The organism is Rhodoferax sp., assembly GCF_028688795.1.
Lineage (GTDB): Bacteria > Pseudomonadota > Gammaproteobacteria > Burkholderiales > Burkholderiaceae_C > Rhodoferax.
This window is the reverse complement of sequence record NZ_JAQTXM010000011.1, coordinates 45485-62768: the sequence shown is the minus strand read 5'-3', so window position 1 is coordinate 62768 and position 17284 is coordinate 45485. Positions and strand designations below refer to the sequence as shown.

Genomic DNA, 17284 nt, shown 5'->3' with positions numbered 1-17284 from the left:
TCCAATTTTTCGCTATACAAGCGTGCGGGAATCGGGGATATTCAAGGTCTCTTTACCTTTACCCCTTGCCATGTCACAAGCCAATGCCACCCTCCCCGCCGAAGTTGACCAGTTGCTGCAACGCCTGGGTGTGCCGCGTGCGGCTTACACCGGCGGCACGCTGGCCGTGCGCTCGCCCATCACGGGCGACACCATTGCCCATTTGCCGCAAACCACGGCGGCAGAAGCCACGCGGGCCATCGCTCGCGCCCAGGCGGCCTTTCTGGTTTGGCGTGATGTGCCCGCGCCGCGCCGGGGTGAGCTGGTGCGTCTGTTAGGCGAAGAGCTGCGCGCGGCCAAGGTCGATCTGGGTTTGTTGGTAACACTGGAAGCGGGCAAGGTGCCATCTGAGGGCGCGGGCGAGGTGCAAGAGATGATCGACATCTGCGACTTTGCCGTGGGCCTGTCGCGCCAGTTGTACGGCATGACCATTGCCACCGAACGTGCCGAGCACCGCATGATGGAAACCTGGCACCCGCTGGGCGTGTGTGGCGTGATCTCAGCCTTCAATTTTCCTGTGGCGGTGTGGTGCTGGAACGCGGCGCTGGCGCTGGTGTGTGGCGATTCGGTGGTCTGGAAACCGTCTGAAAAGACGCCGCTCACCGCCTTGGCGACTCTGGCGATTGCCAAACGTGCGCTGGCGCGTTTTGGTGACGCACCTGAAGGCTTGTTGGAACTGCTGATTGGCCAACGCGACATTGGTGAGGTGCTGGTAGACGACCCCCACGTGAAGGTGCTGTCGGCTACAGGTTCGACCGCCATGGGCCGCGCCGTGGCGCCCCGTCTGGCGAGCCGTTTTGCCCGTGCGATTTTGGAGCTGGGGGGCAACAACGCCGCCATCGTGACCCCCTCGGCCGATCTGGACCTGACCCTGCGCGGCATTGCCTTTGCTGCCATGGGCACGGCCGGCCAGCGCTGCACCACGCTGCGTCGTTTGTTTGTGCATGACAGCGTGTACGACACGCTGGTGCCCCAACTGGCCAAGGTATATGCCAAGGTGCAGGTGGGTGACCCGCGCACGCCGGGCACGCTGGTGGGGCCGCTGATTGACCGTGCCGCGTTTGAAGGCATGCAAAATGCGCTGGATGAGAGTCGTGCCCTGGGTGCCACGGTGCACGGCGGCACACGTGTGGACGGCATTGCCAGTGCCGATGCGTTTTATGTGCGCCCGGCGCTGGTCGAGTTGCACGACCATGCTGGCCCGGTGCTGCGTGAAACCTTTGCGCCCATCCTGTACGTGGTGCGTTACCAATCCCTGGCGCAGGCGATTGACTGGCACAACGCCGTGGGCGCAGGTCTGTCGTCGTCCATCTTCACGCTGAACATGCGCGAAGCCGAGCGCTTCATGGCCAGCAGCGGGTCAGACTGCGGCATTGCCAACGTGAATATCGGCCCCAGCGGTGCCGAAATTGGCGGCGCTTTTGGCGGTGAAAAAGAAACCGGCGGTGGCCGCGAGTCTGGCTCAGACAGTTGGAAGGCCTATATGCGCCGCGCCACCAACACCATCAACTATTCCACTGCGCTGCCACTGGCGCAAGGTGTGTCTTTTGACATCGGGGAATAAGACCTTGACCACGATTTCTTCTCGTACCGGCGGCCAGATCCTGGTTGACCAACTCATTGTTCACGGCGTGCAGCAGTTGTTTTGTGTCCCAGGCGAGAGTTTTCTGGCGGTGCTGGATGCCCTGCACGACGCGTCGATTGCGGTCTCCGTGTGTCGCCAGGAAGGCGGCGCAGCCATGATGGCCGAAGCCCAAGGCAAGCTCACCGGGCGACCCGGCATCTGCTTTGTCACGCGTGGCCCCGGTGCCACCAACGCCACAGCGGGTGTGCACATTGCGCATCAGGACTCTACCCCGCTGCTGCTGTTTGTTGGCCAGGTGGCGCGCGGCGCGCTGGGCCGGGAGGCCTTTCAGGAACTGGATTACAGCGCGGTATTTGGCACCATGGCCAAGTGGGTGGTGCAGGTTGACGACGCCAAACGCCTGCCCGAATTGGTGTCGCGGGCCTTCCATGTGGCCACCTCAGGGCGACCCGGCCCGGTGGTGATTGCCCTGTCGGAAGACATGCTGACCGAGGCGGCAAGTGTGGCCGATGCCCTGCCGTATGCGGTGACCGAAACCCATCCCGGTGCCGCACAACTGGCTGAGCTGCAAGACCGTTTGGCCAAAGCGCAGCGCCCGGTCGTCATCCTGGGGGGCAGCCGCTGGTCAGAGGCGGCGGTGCAGCAGTTCACGGCTTTTGCCGAAGCCTTTTCACTGCCGGTGTATTGCTCGTTTCGTCGGCAGATGTTGTTCAGCGCCAAGCACACGTCTTATGCGGGTGACCTGGGGCTGGGTGCCAACCCGCGTTTGCTGGCGCGCATCCGCCAGTCTGACCTGGTGTTGCTGGTCGGCGGGCGCCTGTCCGAGGTGCCGTCGCAGGGGTACGAACTGCTGGGTATTCCCACGCCGCAGCAAGCGTTGGTGCATGTGCATGCCGATGCAGATGAGTTGGGCAAGCTGTACCGCGCCGCCCAGTCGATTCACGCCACACCGCAAGCCTTCGCCCAAGCCGTGTCCACGTTGCACCCCACGGCCCCGGTAGCCTGGACGGCCGAGACCCTCGCGGCGCGCGAAGACTACCTGCGCTGGAGCGACCCGGCCCCGATCCGCATTCCCGGCCCGCTGCAAATGGGCGAGGTGATGCAACACCTGCGTGAGGTGTTGCCTGCAGACACCATTTTTTGCAACGGTGCCGGTAACTTTGCCACCTGGGTGCACCGCTTCTGGCCGTTCACCACTTACGCCAGCCAGTTGGCCCCCACCAGCGGCTCCATGGGTTACGGCCTGCCCGCTGGTGTGGGGGCCAAGCGCCTGTGGCCGCAACGTGAGGTGGTGGTGTTTGCTGGCGACGGCGACTTCATGATGCACGGCCAGGAATTTGCCACTGCCGTGCAATACGGTCTGCCGATCATTGTGGTGCTGCTGGACAACGCCATGTTTGGCACCATCCGCATGCATCAGGAGCGCCATTACCCGGGACGTGTCAGCGCCACCCAGCTTAAAAACCCCGACTTCTGTGGTTACGCCCAGGTGTTTGGCGGGCATGGGGAACGCGTCACCACCACCGCAGAGTTTGCCCCGGCGCTGGCACGCGCCCGGGCCAGCGGCAAACCAGCCATCCTGCATTGCCTGCTGGACGCGCAGGCCATCACGCCGACCAGCACGCTGGATGGCATTCGTAAAGCGGCTTTGGCTGCGGCCTGATAACGCCTTTCCTGCTTCACCGGGCTGTTTGCATTTAATTTGACACTGACGGGGCCAGTTCACCACGGGTAATCCCTGTAGCGTTTTGCTGGTCTGACCCGACAATTAAGTGTTTGCTTAATTTATATCAATACTTCACAGGAGATAAACATGTTCAAGTTTCTGTTAACCCTTAAGGCCGCCATGCTGGCACTGCTGATGGCCACGTCTTTTCAGGCGCAAGCTGCTGACGATGTCATCAAAACCGTCTACCACATGAGCGAAGGTATCCCGCAGGCCTCGCGTGCCATGGCCAACATTCGCAACCACTTGGCAGCTGACCCCAAGGCGAAGATCGTGGTGGTGGCGCATGGTCTGGGCATTGACTTTTTGTTGCAAAACGCGACCAATCAGATGGACCAACCCTTTGCAGGTGCGATTGCTGATCTGGCCAATCAAGGTGTGGAATTCCGGGTGTGCAACAACACCTTGACGTCACGCAAAATTGACCCAAACCGCGTGGTCATGGAAGCCAAGATCGTGCCCTCTGGTGTGGCTGAAGTGGCCCGGCTTCAGGCGCGCGAAGGCTATGTTTACTTGCGTCCGTGAAATAGCACACCCCTGACCGGTGCATTTGGGGTTGATGTGCCGCTTCGCTGCTTGCGTGCGTGAGCGCACCGACAGCCGTCGCTGGGAGGCTTAGTCTGGAGTGGCGCGCTTGAATTGAAGGGCGCATCGCGTGGTTTTTCCATGCTTTCAGCCACCCGACCTTTCAGAAAGCCCTCTATGACGCCTACATTGATACCTCTTCGTCACCTTGCCCTGGCGGTAGCGACAACCTTGGCCTGCCTGACCGGTGCGCAGGCTAGCCAGCCCAATCCGTCCGACCCAGCGCTGGCGCGGTACCGCCATGACATGGCGGTGTGCAACAGCGGACAGTCCAACCAGTCGCCCGCCACCTGTCGGCGCGAAGCTGGCAGTGCCTTGGCCGAGGCCATAAAGGGCCATCTGGTGAACGCGCCAAGCCAGTACCAACAAAATGCGCTGCAGCGCTGTCAGGATCACACTGGTAGTGACCGTCAGGCCTGTGAGGCGCGCATCCTCGGCGAGGGCGATGTCAGCCGGGGCACGCAGGCCGGTGGCCTGTTACGGGAAAGCGTCATCGTGACGCCGGCGCAGTAAACCTGGCCGCAGTTGGCCATGTGCCATGACTACAAGGGTGCGGCTTTAGTTGCCGCTAATTTTTAAGTAATATTGGCCTGCAGCCCTTTATTTACATGCGGTAGCAGCTATGTAATACGTAGCGTAAATACGCCGCTACCATGGCCCTTGTCATGGGCTGCAGCCATCGGGCAACACCTGGCGAATTGGGCCTTGGGCCTCAAAGCGTGGCCAGCGCCAGCACGTCGGTCTGCTGTAGGCAATTGCCGCGCTTAGGCAAATCGGGCAAGCGTAAACCGGCGCTGCGGAAATTCATTCTGTTACAGAACTTGCATTTTCAGTGGCGACTTGTCCGGCCATCGCCTTTAAGCTGGCGTTTTATCAAGGAGAACTCATGGCCATTTCCCCCAACTTTTTCAACAAACGCGAAACACCCAGTACCGAGGCCCGCCATGTGGTGCCTTTGCCGCAAACCACAGGTTATGGTGCAACAAGCAACACGCCTGCGCCCCAAACACCCAGCCCGACAAGTGCGGCGATGGGTGTTGTTGGCAGCGCCAGCGCACCAGCCACAGCTGGCGGCAGCAAGCTCATTGTTGGCCCCAACATCAAGCTCAAAGGGGTGGAAATCACCGATTGCGACACACTGGTGGTTGAAGGCTTGGTGGAGGCCACCATGGATTCGCGCGTCATGGAAATCGCCGAGCAAGGTGCCTTCAAGGGTTCTGCCGAAATCGACATTGCCGAGATTCATGGGCAATTTGATGGCAATTTGACCGTGCGCCAGAAACTGGTGATCTACGCAACCGGCAAGGTCACCGGCAAAATTCGCTACGGCAAAGTGGTAATAGAAGAAGGTGGGCAGCTCACCGGCGACATCCAGTTTGGTGCAGCGCACAGCGCCAGACCCAGCAGCGCCGAAAAGCCGGTTTTGAGTATGGCCGCCTGAGGCTGGGCCTTGGGTGCACAGGTGTCAATGTTGGCTGACGCACAGACAGGTGGTTACCTGCCTGTGACTACCATGATTCAGAACACATTCCATTGACCCCAAGGACCCCAAAATATCCGCCCTTGCACCAAATACCTTTTGCCCTCTTTTCAGTTCCTTGGCGCTTTGCCAATGCCGATTGCACCGGTGCCTTGGTGGCCATCGGCAGCTTTGGCAAGGCACAGGAGACCGTGCAGTATGGGGCGACCTTGCCCAATGTCTCGGTCATTTTGCAAGATGGGTCCACGATCCTGGCCAATGTCGACCCCGCTACGTCCACGCTTTCCGTCGCGCCCTTTGTGTTTACGGGCAGTGGTGTCGTTCGAACCCTCTACATCGAAGGCGGCAAGACCCTGACCACGCTCGCCTACGCGGGTGGCAATGTGGACGTTGCGCGGGATTCTGTGAATGGCGGAACCACCCAAGGCGGGCTAATGCTGCGCGCTGGCGAGTTGCTCGCCTTAGTGCCAGTGGCTGGTGCCACCACGTCGTACAGGGTGAACCAACGCTTCACCCGCTGAGTTGTCATCGCGCAGGCAAGTTCACGCTGCTTTTTTGCGCACCCTGGGTTTTGGTTTTGAGCCCTTAGGCAACACCAGGCGAATCACCGCCTCGCAGTCGGCTTGCGACATGTAGCGCGGCACCGGGTAGTTGACATCGGCTTCATGGCAGGCGGCATGTGCCAGCGCTGAAATGTCTTTTTCGCGCAGTGCCTCCAGCGTGGCGGGAATGCCCAGGCGGGCGTTCATGGCAACCACAGAGTCCAGAAATTTCTGCGCCAGCACGGCTTCAGAATCATTCTTTTTGCCCACCTTGGCATGCCGGGCCAAGGCCGCAAGTTTGGCTGTGATGGCAGGGCTCAAAAACCGCAGCACATGCGGCAACATGATGGCATTGGCCAGCCCGTGCGGCGTGTGGTACAGACCACCCAACTGGTGCGCAATGGCATGAACATAACCAACGTTAGCGCGGGTAAACGCTTGCCCTGCGTAGTTGGCGGCCAGCGCCATTTTTTCGCGGGCTGCCACATCTTGCCCATTGACGTACGCCACGGGCAGGGCCTCATAAATCATGCCCACCGCCGACAGCGCCATGCGGTCGGTAAAGTCGGTGCCCCAATGGCCAATGTAGGCCTCGATGGCGTGGGTGAGCGCATCCATACCGGTGGCCGCCGTGATGTCGGCCGGCAGGCCCAGCATCAGGTTTGGGTCAAGTGCGGCCATGCGTGGCACCAGGCGGGTGTCGGCAATGACCAGCTTGCGGTGGTGCGCCGGGTCTGACACCACGGCCACCACGGTCACCTCTGACCCCGTGCCCGCGGTGGTCGGCACGGCGTAAAGCGGCATGGGTGCGCGCCAGCCCTTAAAGTAGCCGACCAACTCACGCGGGTGTTTGTGGTTGGCCACGGCCAGCGCCATGGTCTTGGCGGCATCCATGGCAGAGCCGCCGCCAACGGCCACGATGGCGTCGCAACCCTCGGCATTGAAGAAAGCCACGCCCTGTTCAATTTGTTCAACCGGTGCGTCGGCGGTGATCGCATCAAACACCACGAAGCGGGTACCCCCTGCGCTTAACGCCTGCGTCAGTGGCGCAGTCAACCCCAGTTGGGTAATGGCAGCGTCAGTCACGATCAATACCTTGTGGTGGCAGAAGTCATTGATGGCTTGGCCAAGACGGGCGCTGGCACCAGGGCCAACCATCAGGGTGGGTTGTGAAATGGGCAGCAGGCGGGTCAAAACGCCGGCCGTACGCATCACGGCGGAAAGCCCCATCGAGCGCGCCATGCTGGTCAACTGGTTTGCGAACATGAGAGACATCCTCCTCCAAAAAACCGGGCCCGTGTTTGAGCAAATCGAGGTTCTGATGTTGCCTCGGGTGAAACAATCTTTTTAGTCATACCACTCCAAACCAGGGGGCTTCATGAACAGCGTCAAAACCGTGGTCGGCATCAGTCTGGGCAGTTGCGCGCAGGATTTTGAGTTCAGCACCTCTTTTCTCGGCGCCCGCCTGCAGGTGCGCCGCCTCGGCTCCAACGGCAGCCAGGCCAAGGCCACCCGGCTGCTCAAATACTGGGACAAGCGCGCCGATGCCATCGGCCTGGGTGTGCTCAAAGACGGTTACAAGGCAGGCGCCTACAAGTTCATTGACGCTGACAGCGCCAAATTGAAGGCCGTGGCGCAGAAGGCCCCGGTGACCCTGGGGGGACCCTTGGGCGACATCTTGCAGGAGTGGGCAGTGCGCCACGCCCAGATTGAACTGGGCAGCTATTTCAACAACGCGCGCACGCTGTTTTTCTCGGGCCTGAAAAACTACAAACTGGCCTTGTCCATGGCCGAATTCACCGACAACCTGGCCTTTGCCGATCCGGTGACGCAACTCGGCGTTCCCAAGCTGCTGACGTCGCTGGAAGCCTTGCAGCTGTACGCCAGCGGTGCGCATTACGTGCGTGATTGGCAACTGCCCCGAGCCCTGTCGTCTGGCCCGGTGAAAGAATGGACAAGGTTTTTGCTGCGCAAAGCCATGCAAAAAACCACCGTGGTGGTGGCACCGGTGTATGAGTTGGATGAATTCGGATTGGAGGAACTGGCCGGGAAAACCATCATCACCTCTACTGTAAGTGAGGCCCGCATGGCAGACCTCGCACGCAAGGGCGTGCACATGGTGATTGACGGTGCGCCGGTGATGCACGGCCACACCATCGGCCCGGATTTGTTTGACGCCATGGTCTGCGCCGCCACTGGCAAGCAGCCTGATGAGTTGTTGGAAGACGATTACCTGGAGATCATCATCGGCCTGGCGCTCCAGCCACGCATCAGCTACCCCAATGGTTTCAAGCGGGTGAACCGTTTTGCCTTTGTGATTCACCCGTTGTCACAGGAGTATTTCAAGCAGGTCAAGCCGATTGACTTGCTGTCACAAGTGTCGCCACCTGTGCTGATGAATTCGCTGGAAAAAATCATGGCCTACGCGTCACCGTTTGTTTACTCAAAGGTGTCGGGCATCAAGTCACCCACCGGGGTCGAGGCTGAAGGCTGGTTGATCTCAGTCGGTGGCACGCCCAAAGAGATCATGCGCCACAGCCCCGAGTTCACCTACCGCCGCCTGCTCGACGCCGCCGCCATGGCGAAGCGGCTGGGCGCACAAATCATGGGTTTGGGCGCCTTCACCAAGGTGGTGGGTGATGCCGGGGTCACGGTGGCCAAACGTTCACCGCTGCCCATCACCACGGGCAACAGTTACAGCGCCTCAGGCGCACTTTGGGCTGCGCACGATGCGCTGCTGCGCATGCAATTGTTGCCCAAGCCCAAGGGCAAACAGCGCGTCAAGTTCAAGGCCATGGTGGTGGGCGCCACCGGGGCGATTGGTTCGGTGTGTGCGCGGCTGCTGGCCAAGGTGGCTGAAGAGGTCTATTTGGTATCGCCCGAAACCGCCAAGTTGCTCGCGCTGAAAGAATCCATTCTGCAGGAAACGCCGGATGCCAAGCTGTTTTTGTCAGCCCGGGCCGACAAGGATGTGGCCGACATGGACATGATCGTCACTGCCACCTCTGGCGCCGGCAAAAAAGTGCTCGACATCGGATTAGTCAAGCCGGGTTGCGTGATTACTGACGTGGCCCGCCCGTTGGACTTGCCTGCGTCTGAGGTGGCCAAGCGGCCCGACGTGCTGGTGATCGAATCGGGCGAAATCCAGCTGCCCGGTGAGCACATTCAGATGAAGAACATCGGCCTGCCTAAAGGAGTGGCATACGCCTGCCTGGCCGAGACGATTGTGCTGGCGCTGGAGGGCCGCTTTGAGAACTACACCGTGGGCCGCGCCATTGAGTGGGAAAAGGTGCGTGAGATTTACCAACTGGGCCTGAAACACGGCATGAAGTTGGCGGCCATTTCGGGTGTCAATGGGCCTTTCAGTGACGAAGACATTGAACGGGTGCGCGAACTAGCGCTGGTCGCGCAGGCGGCAAAGACCGCAAGATTCGCCAAGGTCCACGGTCCGGTTAAAGTAGTTGCCAGAAAACGCACAGCCAAGTCCACCAAGGTTCCCACACCATGATTCCCATGCTCAAAATTGATTTTGTTTCAGACGTTTCCTGCCCATGGTGCGCCATTGGCTTGTCAGCCCTTGAGCAGGCGCTGGCAAATTTGCAGGGTGAGTTGGCAGTTCAAATTCACGTGCAACCCTTTGAGCTCAACCCGCAGATGCCCGCTGGCGGCCAGGACGTTAGCGAGCACTTGACCCAAAAATACGGCTCCACGCCCGAAGAACAGGCGCAAAACCGGGACATGATTCGTCAGCGTGGGGCGGGGGTCGGTTTTGACTTCAACTCTGCTGGCCGCGGCCGCATTTACAACACCTTTGATGCGCACCGTTTGCTGCATTGGGCGGGTCTGGAGTCGGCACCCGCGCAGCTTGCGTTAAAAAAGGCGCTGCTGGTGGCCTGCCATGGTCAGAGTCAGGTCATGGAGTCACCTGACGTGCTGATGGCGGCGGTAGCTCGTGCCGGGCTGGACACGCAGCGCGCACAAGCCATTTTGGCCAGTGACGAATTTGCCGCCGAGGTGAGCGCGGCCGAAGCCTTTTATACCAGCCAGGGCATTCACTCGGTGCCGGCAGTCATCATCAATGACCGGCATCTGATCTCCGGCGGGCAACCCGTGGCGGTGTTTGAGCAGGCACTGCGCCAGATTGCGTCTGAGTCAAATGACAGCGACCATTGAGAGGATCTGAGGTTTGACGTGTGGCAGACGGCATGCCTCGCGTGATTGACCTCTCTGGCACACCGATGCCCGCGCTGCCTTAAGATTTGTGCCAATACAACTTTGCCAATCTTCAAGGAGCACCGCCATGATGAACTTCCAACGCCGCCTTTTGCTCACCCTGTCTGGTGCGTTGCTGGCCGGCAGCGTGCTCGCCCAACCGGCAGCCGCCGTGCGTGTAGGCTCCAAAATTGACACCGAGGGCAAGTTGCTGGGCAACATGATTGCGCTGGCGCTGGAGGCCAATGGCATCAAGGTCGACAACAAGTCCAGCCTGGGCAACACCAAGATCATGCGCGGCGCCATCACCGCTGGCGAGATTGACATCTACCCCGAGTACACCGGCAACGGCGCCTTCTTCTTTTCCGACGAGGCCAACCCGGCCTGGAAAAATGCCAAAGCCGGTTTTGAGCGGGTGAGCGCCTTGGACCTGGAAAAAAACAAAATCGTCTGGCTGGCCGCAGCGCCTGCCAACAACACCTGGGCCATCGCCGTGCGCAAGGATGTTGCCGCCGCCAACAAGCTCAAGACGCTCGCCGACATGGGCAAGTGGATCAGTGCGGGCGGTCAATTCAAGCTGGCGGCTTCCGCCGAATTTGCCGAGCGCTCGGACGCCCTGCCCGCGTTTCAGGCGGCTTACGGCTTCAGGCTCAAGCCCGACCAACTCTTGACCCTGGCTGGTGGTGACACCGCAGTGACCATTCGCGCCGCAGCTGAAAAAACCTCAGGCGTCAACGCCGCCATGGCCTACGGCACCGATGGCCAGGTGTCTGCGCTGGGCCTGGTCATCATGGACGACCCCAAAGGCGTGCAACCCATTTACGCCCCGGCACCCATCATCCGCGCCGAGGTGCTGGCCAAACACCCGAAGATCAAAGACGTGTTGGCCAATGTCTTCAAGCAACTTGATGGCCCCACGCTGCAGGCCCTGAACGCGAAGATCCAACTCGAAGGCCAAGATGCCAAAAAGGTGGCGGGTGAGTTTTTGCGCGCAAAGAAGTTGATCAAGTAAGCCCAGGTCTGCGGCGTGCGGGGCAACCCGGCTTTTTCAGTGTTGGCCGCGTTCGGGCTGGGCACCGTGCTCTGGTTGCCGCTGGTTACGGTGGCACCCAACCGCTTGGTGTCGGGACAGGGCGTGACGCTGTGGCAAGTGTGGCAAACGCTGGCCGCACCCGTCAACGCGCTGGGCATTTCAGCGCCGGAACAAATGCTCTTGATGGCAATGCTGCTGCTGGCTTTGCTGGCCGCTTTGTTCCTTGAATCGCAGCGCTGGGCGGGTGCTGCGGTGCTGGTTTTGGCGGGGCTGCTGATGCCGGGGTTGCTGTCACTTTGCGGGCTTTACGCGGGACTGGCGTCTGATGCGCAGTCCAGCCTGGTGCGCACCTCGTTGGGTGGCGCGTTTTGGGTGTTGATGCTGTTGCTGTGGCTGGCCGTGATGGACGCACTGCATCGCATGCAGGCTGGCCTGGCGGTACGCGCGACCATTTGGCTGGGCCTGTGTGGCAGCCTTGTCTGGCTGTTGGCCTCTGGCCAGTGTGACCAGCTTTCCTTGATGAAAGAGTATGCCAACCACTCTGAGAGTTATGGCGGCTCTGTGGTGCGCCACCTGCAAATTGTGGTGTTGACCCTGTTGCCCACACTGTGCATTGGCTTGCCGTTAGGCTGGGCGATTAATCACTCAGCAAAGTGGCAGCGGTGGCTGTTGCCGCTGCTCAACATCATTCAAATCGTGCCCTCGATCGCGCTGTTTGGCTTGCTGATGGTGCCACTGGCCTGGCTGGCAACTGTGTGGCCGGCGCTGGCGTCCTGGGGGGTGAGCGGCATTGGCCTGGCACCGGCGGTGCTGGCACTTACTTTGTACAGCCTGTTGCCGGTGGTGCGCGGCACACAGGCTGGTCTGGCCCAGGTGCCCGCCGCAGTGCAGGAGGCAGCGTGCGGCATGGGCATGAGCGCGGCGCAAATCTTTTGGTCGGCCCAGCTGCCGCTGGCGGCCCCGGTGATTTTGGCGGGTGTGCGCACGGCCACGATTCAGGCAGTGGGCTTGGCCGCCGTGGCGGCGCTGATTGGTGCCGGTGGCTTGGGTGCCATCATGTTTGATGGCCTGTTTGGCAGTGCGCAAGACCTGGTGTTGCTGGGGGTGTTACCCATAGTGGGCTTGGCCTTGCTGTTGGACTTGGCCTTTGCAATGCTTGCCCGGTGGGTGCAGCCAGCCACGGGCGCCATGTTGGACACATTTTCGGAAACACCTCCAGGCGCACAAACGGGAGCTTCTGCATGATCAGGTTTGAGCACATTGGCAAGTCATACGCCGGGGTGCGCGTGGTGGATGACCTGAACCTGCACATTGCCCGTGGCGAGCTGCTGGTGCTGATTGGCGCGTCAGGCTCTGGCAAATCCACCCTGCTGAAAATGATCAACCGGTTGGAGCCGCATGACGCTGGCCGCATCTTGTTTGATGGGCAAGAAATTTATGCCTTCAAGCCGCGCGACTTGCGCCTGCGCATGGGCTATGCCATTCAGTCGGTGGGCTTGTTTCCGCACTGGACCGTGGCGCGCAACATCGCCACGGTGCCACACCTGCTGGGCTGGCCTGCGGCAAAAATCGCGGCCCGGGTGGATGAGTTGCTGACGCTGTTTGACCTTGACCCCGCGCAGTACCGCCCGCGTTTTCCGCATGAACTCTCAGGCGGTCAGCAGCAGCGCGTGGGGGTTGCCCGCGCCTTGGCTGCTGACCCCGATGTGCTGCTGATGGATGAGCCCTTTGGCGCGCTTGACCCGGTCACGCGCGCGGCGTTGCAGCAAGAACTCAAGCGCATTCACGAGCTCTCGGGCAAAACCATTGTGCTGGTCACCCACGACATTGACGAGGCGCTGCTGCTGGCCACCCGGATTGTGCTGATTGACCAGGGCAAAGTGGTGCAGGTGGCTACACCGCTAGAGCTGCTGACCCACCCCGCCACGGCGCAAGTGGCTGATTTTGTGGGGCGTAGTGACATGGGCATCAAATGGCTGTCACTCCAAAACGCTGCCGGGTTGGCGCGCGCGCAGCCTGCCGTGCCTGGCCTCACGCTGGGGCCGCAAGCCTCGTTGCGTGAGGCGGTGTCGGCGATGGTTTTGAACCATGTGGCTTGTGTGAACGTGACGGATGCCGCTGGCGGGCATGTCGGCGTGCTGCACGCCGCAGATGTGTTCGCGCCTGAAGCGGCATGCACTTTATGAAAAATCAGGCTGTATCCCTTTTAGGGTAAGCGCGAGCAGCTACTTTTAACATAGCATCTTAGTTTTGATTCTGGTGAGGTCTATACGGTTTATGAAGTTCATGGGGTCTAAGGCACAAGCTTGCGCCCGCAGTCGCCTGACTTGGGCCACGTTGATGCTGATCGTTTTAGTGCTGGCGCTGCCCGGGTCCGAGCCACTTTTTGCCTGGCTGTTCCCCGCGCTGGCGCGCCCGGTGTACCAACAGGAGCCGTTTGTCCAATTGTTGTGGCAGCACGTTGCGTTGGTGGCTTTGTCGAGTCTGGTGGCGGTTGTGGTGGGTAGCCTGGGCGGCCTCTGGGTCACGCGCCCGGCTGGTCGGGCCTTCAAGCCGATGGTGGACGCGCTGGCAGCCATGGGGCAAACTTTTCCGCCGGTGGCGGTTCTGGCGGTGGCCGTGCCCCTGGTTGGGTTTGGTGAGCTGCCGGCCTTGATTGCGCTGGCCATGTACGGCGTACTGCCGGTGTTGCGCGGCACAGTGGCGGGCTTGCAGGCGGTGCCTGAGCCCATGCAGCAAGCGGCGCACGGCTTGGGGATGTCTCCCTGGCAGGCCTTTTGGCAGCTGGAAGTGCCGCTGGCCCTGCCCGTTTGGCTGGCCGGGGTGCGCTCGTCCGTGATCATCAACATTGGCACCGCCGCCATTGCCTCCACTGTGGGGGCCAAAACGCTGGGCTCGCCCATCATCGTGGGCCTGAGCGGTTTCAACACCGCCTACATTTTGCAGGGCGCTTTAGTGCTGGGCCTGCTGGCCGTGGTGACTGACATGGCGTTTGAGCGGGTGGCGCATCGAGTTGCCTGGCAGGCCTGAATCCGGCGTCGCTTTTTCAAAGCGTGACGGGACGGGCAACAGACGCTCCAGAGCGTCCCTGACCAGGCTCAGCCGTGGGTCGCCGGGGTGCGCATCGTCAGTGGTGTCGTTGATGCAAAAGAAATCAAGTTTGCCAAACTGTGCAATCACTTCGTCCAGGCCAGCGCTGCCATGCAGGTCGCCGCTTGACACATGCACATGCGCATAGTCACGGGCTTTGGCCAGACCGTTGGCGAGCGACCAGCGCAGCACAAAATCGGACACGATGGTGGGTTTGTCCCAGGTGCGAAACACGGTGGAACGCACACTGGCAAACAAGTCGGACGCGAGTTTTTCCAGCCCAAACAAGACGGACTTGACCATTGGGCGGGGCGAATGGGCAAAGGTGCGAAGCATCGGCGTGTCGAGCCCTGCTGCGTCTGGGTGGGCGTTTAGCCATTGGTGCGACAGGCGGCAGGCGTTTTCAAGCGCCGTGGCATCCATGCGCAGCGGCTCGTTGCTTACCTCAGGTTCATCTGACCAGCCCACATACACACCACCCGGCCAAAACCAATCGTCAAGCTTCACCGGTGCGCCAAAAAACACATCGTCGTTGCAATAAAAGTAGCGCTCTGACAAGTTGGGGATGCGGTGAATGTAGGACTCGATGTGGCCCGAATCAAAGGTCGGCAACGCGCTTGCCGGTATCAGCTCCCGATGGTCAACCACGGTGATCTGTGGGTGCGCACGCAGCCAGACGGGTGTTTGTGCGTCGGTCACGAGGTACACCTGGCCGTGGTTTGGGAAGAACCGCGCCAGCGCGCGCAGGCTGTAGCGCAGCTCGTCGTTGTCCCGGTACCGCCCTTCAACGTTGCCATAGGCCGCCATGGCGTGCTGGTTTTCTCCCAGTTGTGCATGCGCACGCTGACGCTTTTTGCGCCAGGCGGGGTCGTCGCCATTCACCCAAAGGTAAACAACGTCAACGGGCTTGCTCACATCCATGAAGTTCGATCCCGCAATAGCTGTCAGGCAACCTTCACACCTTTCCAGAACGCCACGCGGCCACGAATGGCCTCGGCTTCAGGCTTGGGATCAGCGTAGTACCAGACCGCATCGGGGTTGGTGTCACCATCGACGATCAACGTGTAATAGCTGGCCTGGCCTTTCCATGGGCACGATGTCTTGTGATTGCTGAAGGTGATGAACGCTCTATTGAGCGAACTTTCGGGAAAGTAATGGTTGCCCTCGACCAGAACGGTGTCCTCGCTCTCGGCAATCACGGTGTTGTTCCAGGTGGCTTTCATGGGGGTCTTTCAATGGGTGGGGTTAAAGAAGGGTTGTACCAGTTGGCGCACGTTCACCCGCGCTTTGAGCCGCGCCGCCAACAGGTACAGGCCGCCGAGTTTGCGATGCAAAAACAGCGTGTCAATGGGCGGAACATGCCAAAAGTCGCGATCCAGACCCAGCGCCATGCCAGTTTCGCGCAGGCGCTGCAGCATGTCGGTGCTGCCAAAGTCAAAAGCGCCCTTGACGCGCAACGGCTCCAGGGCCAGGTGCATCATGTCCAGCACGGCAGCTTGGTGCCTGAGTTGGGTGTGCTCGTCAAAATAACCAATGGCCATGGCGGCTTGTGTCATATCGGCGCGGTTGCCCGCGATGGCTGCAGCCGTCAACTGCCGGTAGGCCTGGCCAAAAGCTGGCGCAAAGCTGCGCGTGGCGCCAAAGTCAAGCAAGATCAGTTGTTTGCTCTGCATGTCGTACTGGTAGTTGGCAAAGTTGGGGTCAGTCTGCATCAGCCCAAACTCAAACAGCTCCCGAAACAGCAGGCGCACCAGCAGGCTGACGATGCGGTCGCGCTCGGCCTGGGGGGCGTTCAGCATCGACTCGATGGGCACACCACCGACAAAACCCATGGCCAGCACATTTTTGGTGGTCAGGTCGGCATGCAACTCAGGGACCACAAACTCAGGCGCATTCGCCAGCAGTTCGGCAAAGCGCAGCAAGTGCGCGCCTTCGGCCTGGTAATCAGCCTCTTCGTGCAGTTGTCGCTTGGCCTCCAGCAGCAGCGGCGCAATATCGAGGGTTTTGGGCAGCAAGCCTGAGATGCGCAACAGCGAGGCCACGTTGTTCACGTCACTGCTGATGCTTTTTCGCACGCCGGGGTACTGGATCTTGATGGCCAGGTCGCGCCCGTCCTTGGTGGTGGCCCGGTGCACCTGACCAATGGAGGCCGCAGCGATGGGGGTGAATGAAAACGGCTCAAAACGCTGCTGCCAGCCAGCCCCCCAGTTGGCGCTGAGCACCGCCTGCACCTGGCGCTGCGGCATGGCGTGGCCATCAGAGCGCAGGCGCGCCAGAATAGCGGCCATCTCGGGTGGCAGCAGGTCGCCAGCGTCCATCGAGATCAGTTGCCCGACCTTCATGGCGGCACCGCGCATTTGGGCCAGTTGGTCGGTGATCTTGCGGGCGTTGGCAGGGGTCAGCAGCAGGTCGCTTAACTTGGGGCGTTTGCCATCGGCCAACTGGCGCGCACCGGCCATGAGCATGTTGCCCGCCACACCCGTGGCCATTTGTCCCAGGCGCATCAGGCGGCCAAGGCGGCTGCTGGGTACGGCTGAACTGCTGCGCTCAGGTGTAGATTTGGGAGCCATGTGTGCCAAAAATAAGGGGTTGTGTGGTGATGCCGCGCTGGCGAGGCACCTACCGCGTTGGGTGGCGTGGACTGCGATTACGGCACAAACCGGGTAGCCCTTGCCGCTTGACTGATTCTGCAAGCATCGGTTTTGACATCGTGGCGGCAAGGTTTTCAAGTTGCCTCAACAATACCAGCCTTGATGATGCATGAGAAGAGGTTGTACACCATGGACAAAAAGCAGCGATTCATGAAAGCCACCCAGTGGCTGCGTCCCGTCACGCGCTGGTCGACGCGGTTTTCCCTGAACTCACCCAAGTGGGTACCTGGCGCTGTGCGCCATGCGCCGTTGCGCTTGACGTCGTTGATTTTGCGCGGCTACCACCTGGCCCTGCGTTGAGTTGTTGGGGCTCGGCTTAAGCCCAAACCATTCTATTTTGC

At 60.7% G+C, this 17284-nt stretch carries 17 protein-coding genes; 13 read left to right on the top strand and 4 right to left on the bottom strand.

The window, feature by feature from the left end:
- The first annotated feature begins 70 nt into the window (after positions 1 to 70).
- From PHQ58_RS10110 to PHQ58_RS10085, 6 genes are all read left to right on the top strand, one after another.
- Entirely contained in the window at positions 71 to 1603 is a 1533-nt protein-coding gene (locus PHQ58_RS10110) for an aldehyde dehydrogenase family protein (protein ID WP_300110687.1), read from the top strand.
- A gap of 4 nt (positions 1604 to 1607) precedes the next feature.
- Positions 1608 to 3287 carry a thiamine pyrophosphate-binding protein gene (locus PHQ58_RS10105; protein WP_300110684.1) on the top strand — a complete coding sequence of 560 codons (1680 nt, stop codon included), beginning with the start codon at positions 1608 to 1610 and terminating at the stop codon, positions 3285 to 3287.
- A gap of 183 nt (positions 3288 to 3470) precedes the next feature.
- Complete coding sequence (locus tag PHQ58_RS10100) at positions 3471 to 3875, top strand: DsrE family protein (RefSeq protein ID WP_300110851.1); 405 nt, start codon at positions 3471 to 3473, stop codon at positions 3873 to 3875.
- Positions 3876 to 4052: 177 nt separating this feature from the next.
- Positions 4053 to 4448, top strand: coding sequence for a hypothetical protein (locus tag PHQ58_RS10095; protein WP_300110681.1), 396 nt, complete (start codon positions 4053 to 4055; stop codon positions 4446 to 4448).
- A 373-nt stretch (positions 4449 to 4821) separates the two neighbouring features.
- Positions 4822 to 5376 carry a polymer-forming cytoskeletal protein gene (locus PHQ58_RS10090; RefSeq protein ID WP_300110678.1) on the top strand — a complete coding sequence of 185 codons (555 nt, stop codon included), beginning with the start codon at positions 4822 to 4824 and terminating at the stop codon, positions 5374 to 5376.
- Between the two features lie 122 nt (positions 5377 to 5498).
- A complete protein-coding gene (locus tag PHQ58_RS10085; protein WP_300110675.1) occupies positions 5499 to 5936 on the top strand; it encodes a hypothetical protein in 438 nt (145 codons plus the stop codon).
- A 21-nt stretch (positions 5937 to 5957) separates the two neighbouring features.
- On the opposite strand, the gene PHQ58_RS10080 is transcribed toward PHQ58_RS10085, so the two are convergent.
- A complete protein-coding gene (locus PHQ58_RS10080) occupies positions 5958 to 7223 on the bottom strand; it encodes an iron-containing alcohol dehydrogenase (protein WP_300110672.1) in 1266 nt (421 codons plus the stop codon).
- 112 nt (positions 7224 to 7335) lie between these two features.
- Between PHQ58_RS10080 and PHQ58_RS10075 the strand changes: the two genes are divergently transcribed.
- The 6 genes from PHQ58_RS10075 (at position 7336) to PHQ58_RS10050 (ending at position 14232) form a co-directional block, all read left to right on the top strand.
- Positions 7336 to 9465, top strand: coding sequence for a dehydrogenase (locus PHQ58_RS10075; protein WP_300110669.1), 2130 nt, complete (start codon positions 7336 to 7338; stop codon positions 9463 to 9465).
- A complete protein-coding gene (locus PHQ58_RS10070; RefSeq protein WP_300110666.1) occupies positions 9462 to 10130 on the top strand; it encodes a DsbA family oxidoreductase in 669 nt (222 codons plus the stop codon). The genes PHQ58_RS10075 and PHQ58_RS10070 overlap by 4 nt, the downstream gene beginning before the upstream one ends.
- A 127-nt stretch (positions 10131 to 10257) precedes the next feature.
- Positions 10258 to 11181 (top strand): ABC transporter substrate-binding protein, encoded by a 924-nt coding sequence (locus PHQ58_RS10065; protein ID WP_300110664.1) that lies wholly within the window; start codon positions 10258 to 10260, stop codon positions 11179 to 11181.
- A gap of 15 nt (positions 11182 to 11196) precedes the next feature.
- Entirely contained in the window at positions 11197 to 12447 is a 1251-nt protein-coding gene (locus tag PHQ58_RS10060) for an ABC transporter permease (protein WP_300110661.1), read from the top strand.
- On the top strand, positions 12444 to 13388 hold the full coding sequence (locus PHQ58_RS10055; protein ID WP_300110658.1) for an ABC transporter ATP-binding protein: 945 nt from the start codon (positions 12444 to 12446) through the stop codon (positions 13386 to 13388). The genes PHQ58_RS10060 and PHQ58_RS10055 overlap by 4 nt, the downstream gene beginning before the upstream one ends.
- A 154-nt stretch (positions 13389 to 13542) precedes the next feature.
- Positions 13543 to 14232 carry an ABC transporter permease gene (locus PHQ58_RS10050; protein ID WP_300110655.1) on the top strand — a complete coding sequence of 230 codons (690 nt, stop codon included), beginning with the start codon at positions 13543 to 13545 and terminating at the stop codon, positions 14230 to 14232.
- Here the strand turns inward: PHQ58_RS10050 and PHQ58_RS10045 are convergent.
- From PHQ58_RS10045 to PHQ58_RS10035, 3 genes are read right to left on the bottom strand one after another with little or no spacing between them, the layout of a single operon-like run.
- Positions 14155 to 15213, bottom strand: a complete 1059-nt coding sequence (locus PHQ58_RS10045; RefSeq protein ID WP_300110652.1) for a Stealth CR1 domain-containing protein — start codon at positions 15211 to 15213, stop codon at positions 14155 to 14157. The two genes, PHQ58_RS10050 and PHQ58_RS10045, sit on opposite strands and share 78 nt — an antisense overlap.
- A gap of 23 nt (positions 15214 to 15236) precedes the next feature.
- Entirely contained in the window at positions 15237 to 15515 is a 279-nt protein-coding gene (locus tag PHQ58_RS10040) for a DUF427 domain-containing protein (protein WP_300110649.1), read from the bottom strand.
- 9 nt (positions 15516 to 15524) lie between these two features.
- A complete protein-coding gene (locus PHQ58_RS10035) occupies positions 15525 to 16862 on the bottom strand; it encodes an AarF/ABC1/UbiB kinase family protein (RefSeq protein ID WP_300110646.1) in 1338 nt (445 codons plus the stop codon).
- Positions 16863 to 17093: 231 nt separating this feature from the next.
- Between PHQ58_RS10035 and PHQ58_RS10030 the strand changes: the two genes are divergently transcribed.
- Entirely contained in the window at positions 17094 to 17243 is a 150-nt protein-coding gene (locus tag PHQ58_RS10030) for a hypothetical protein (protein ID WP_300110643.1), read from the top strand.
- The last annotated feature ends 41 nt before the right edge of the window (positions 17244 to 17284 follow it).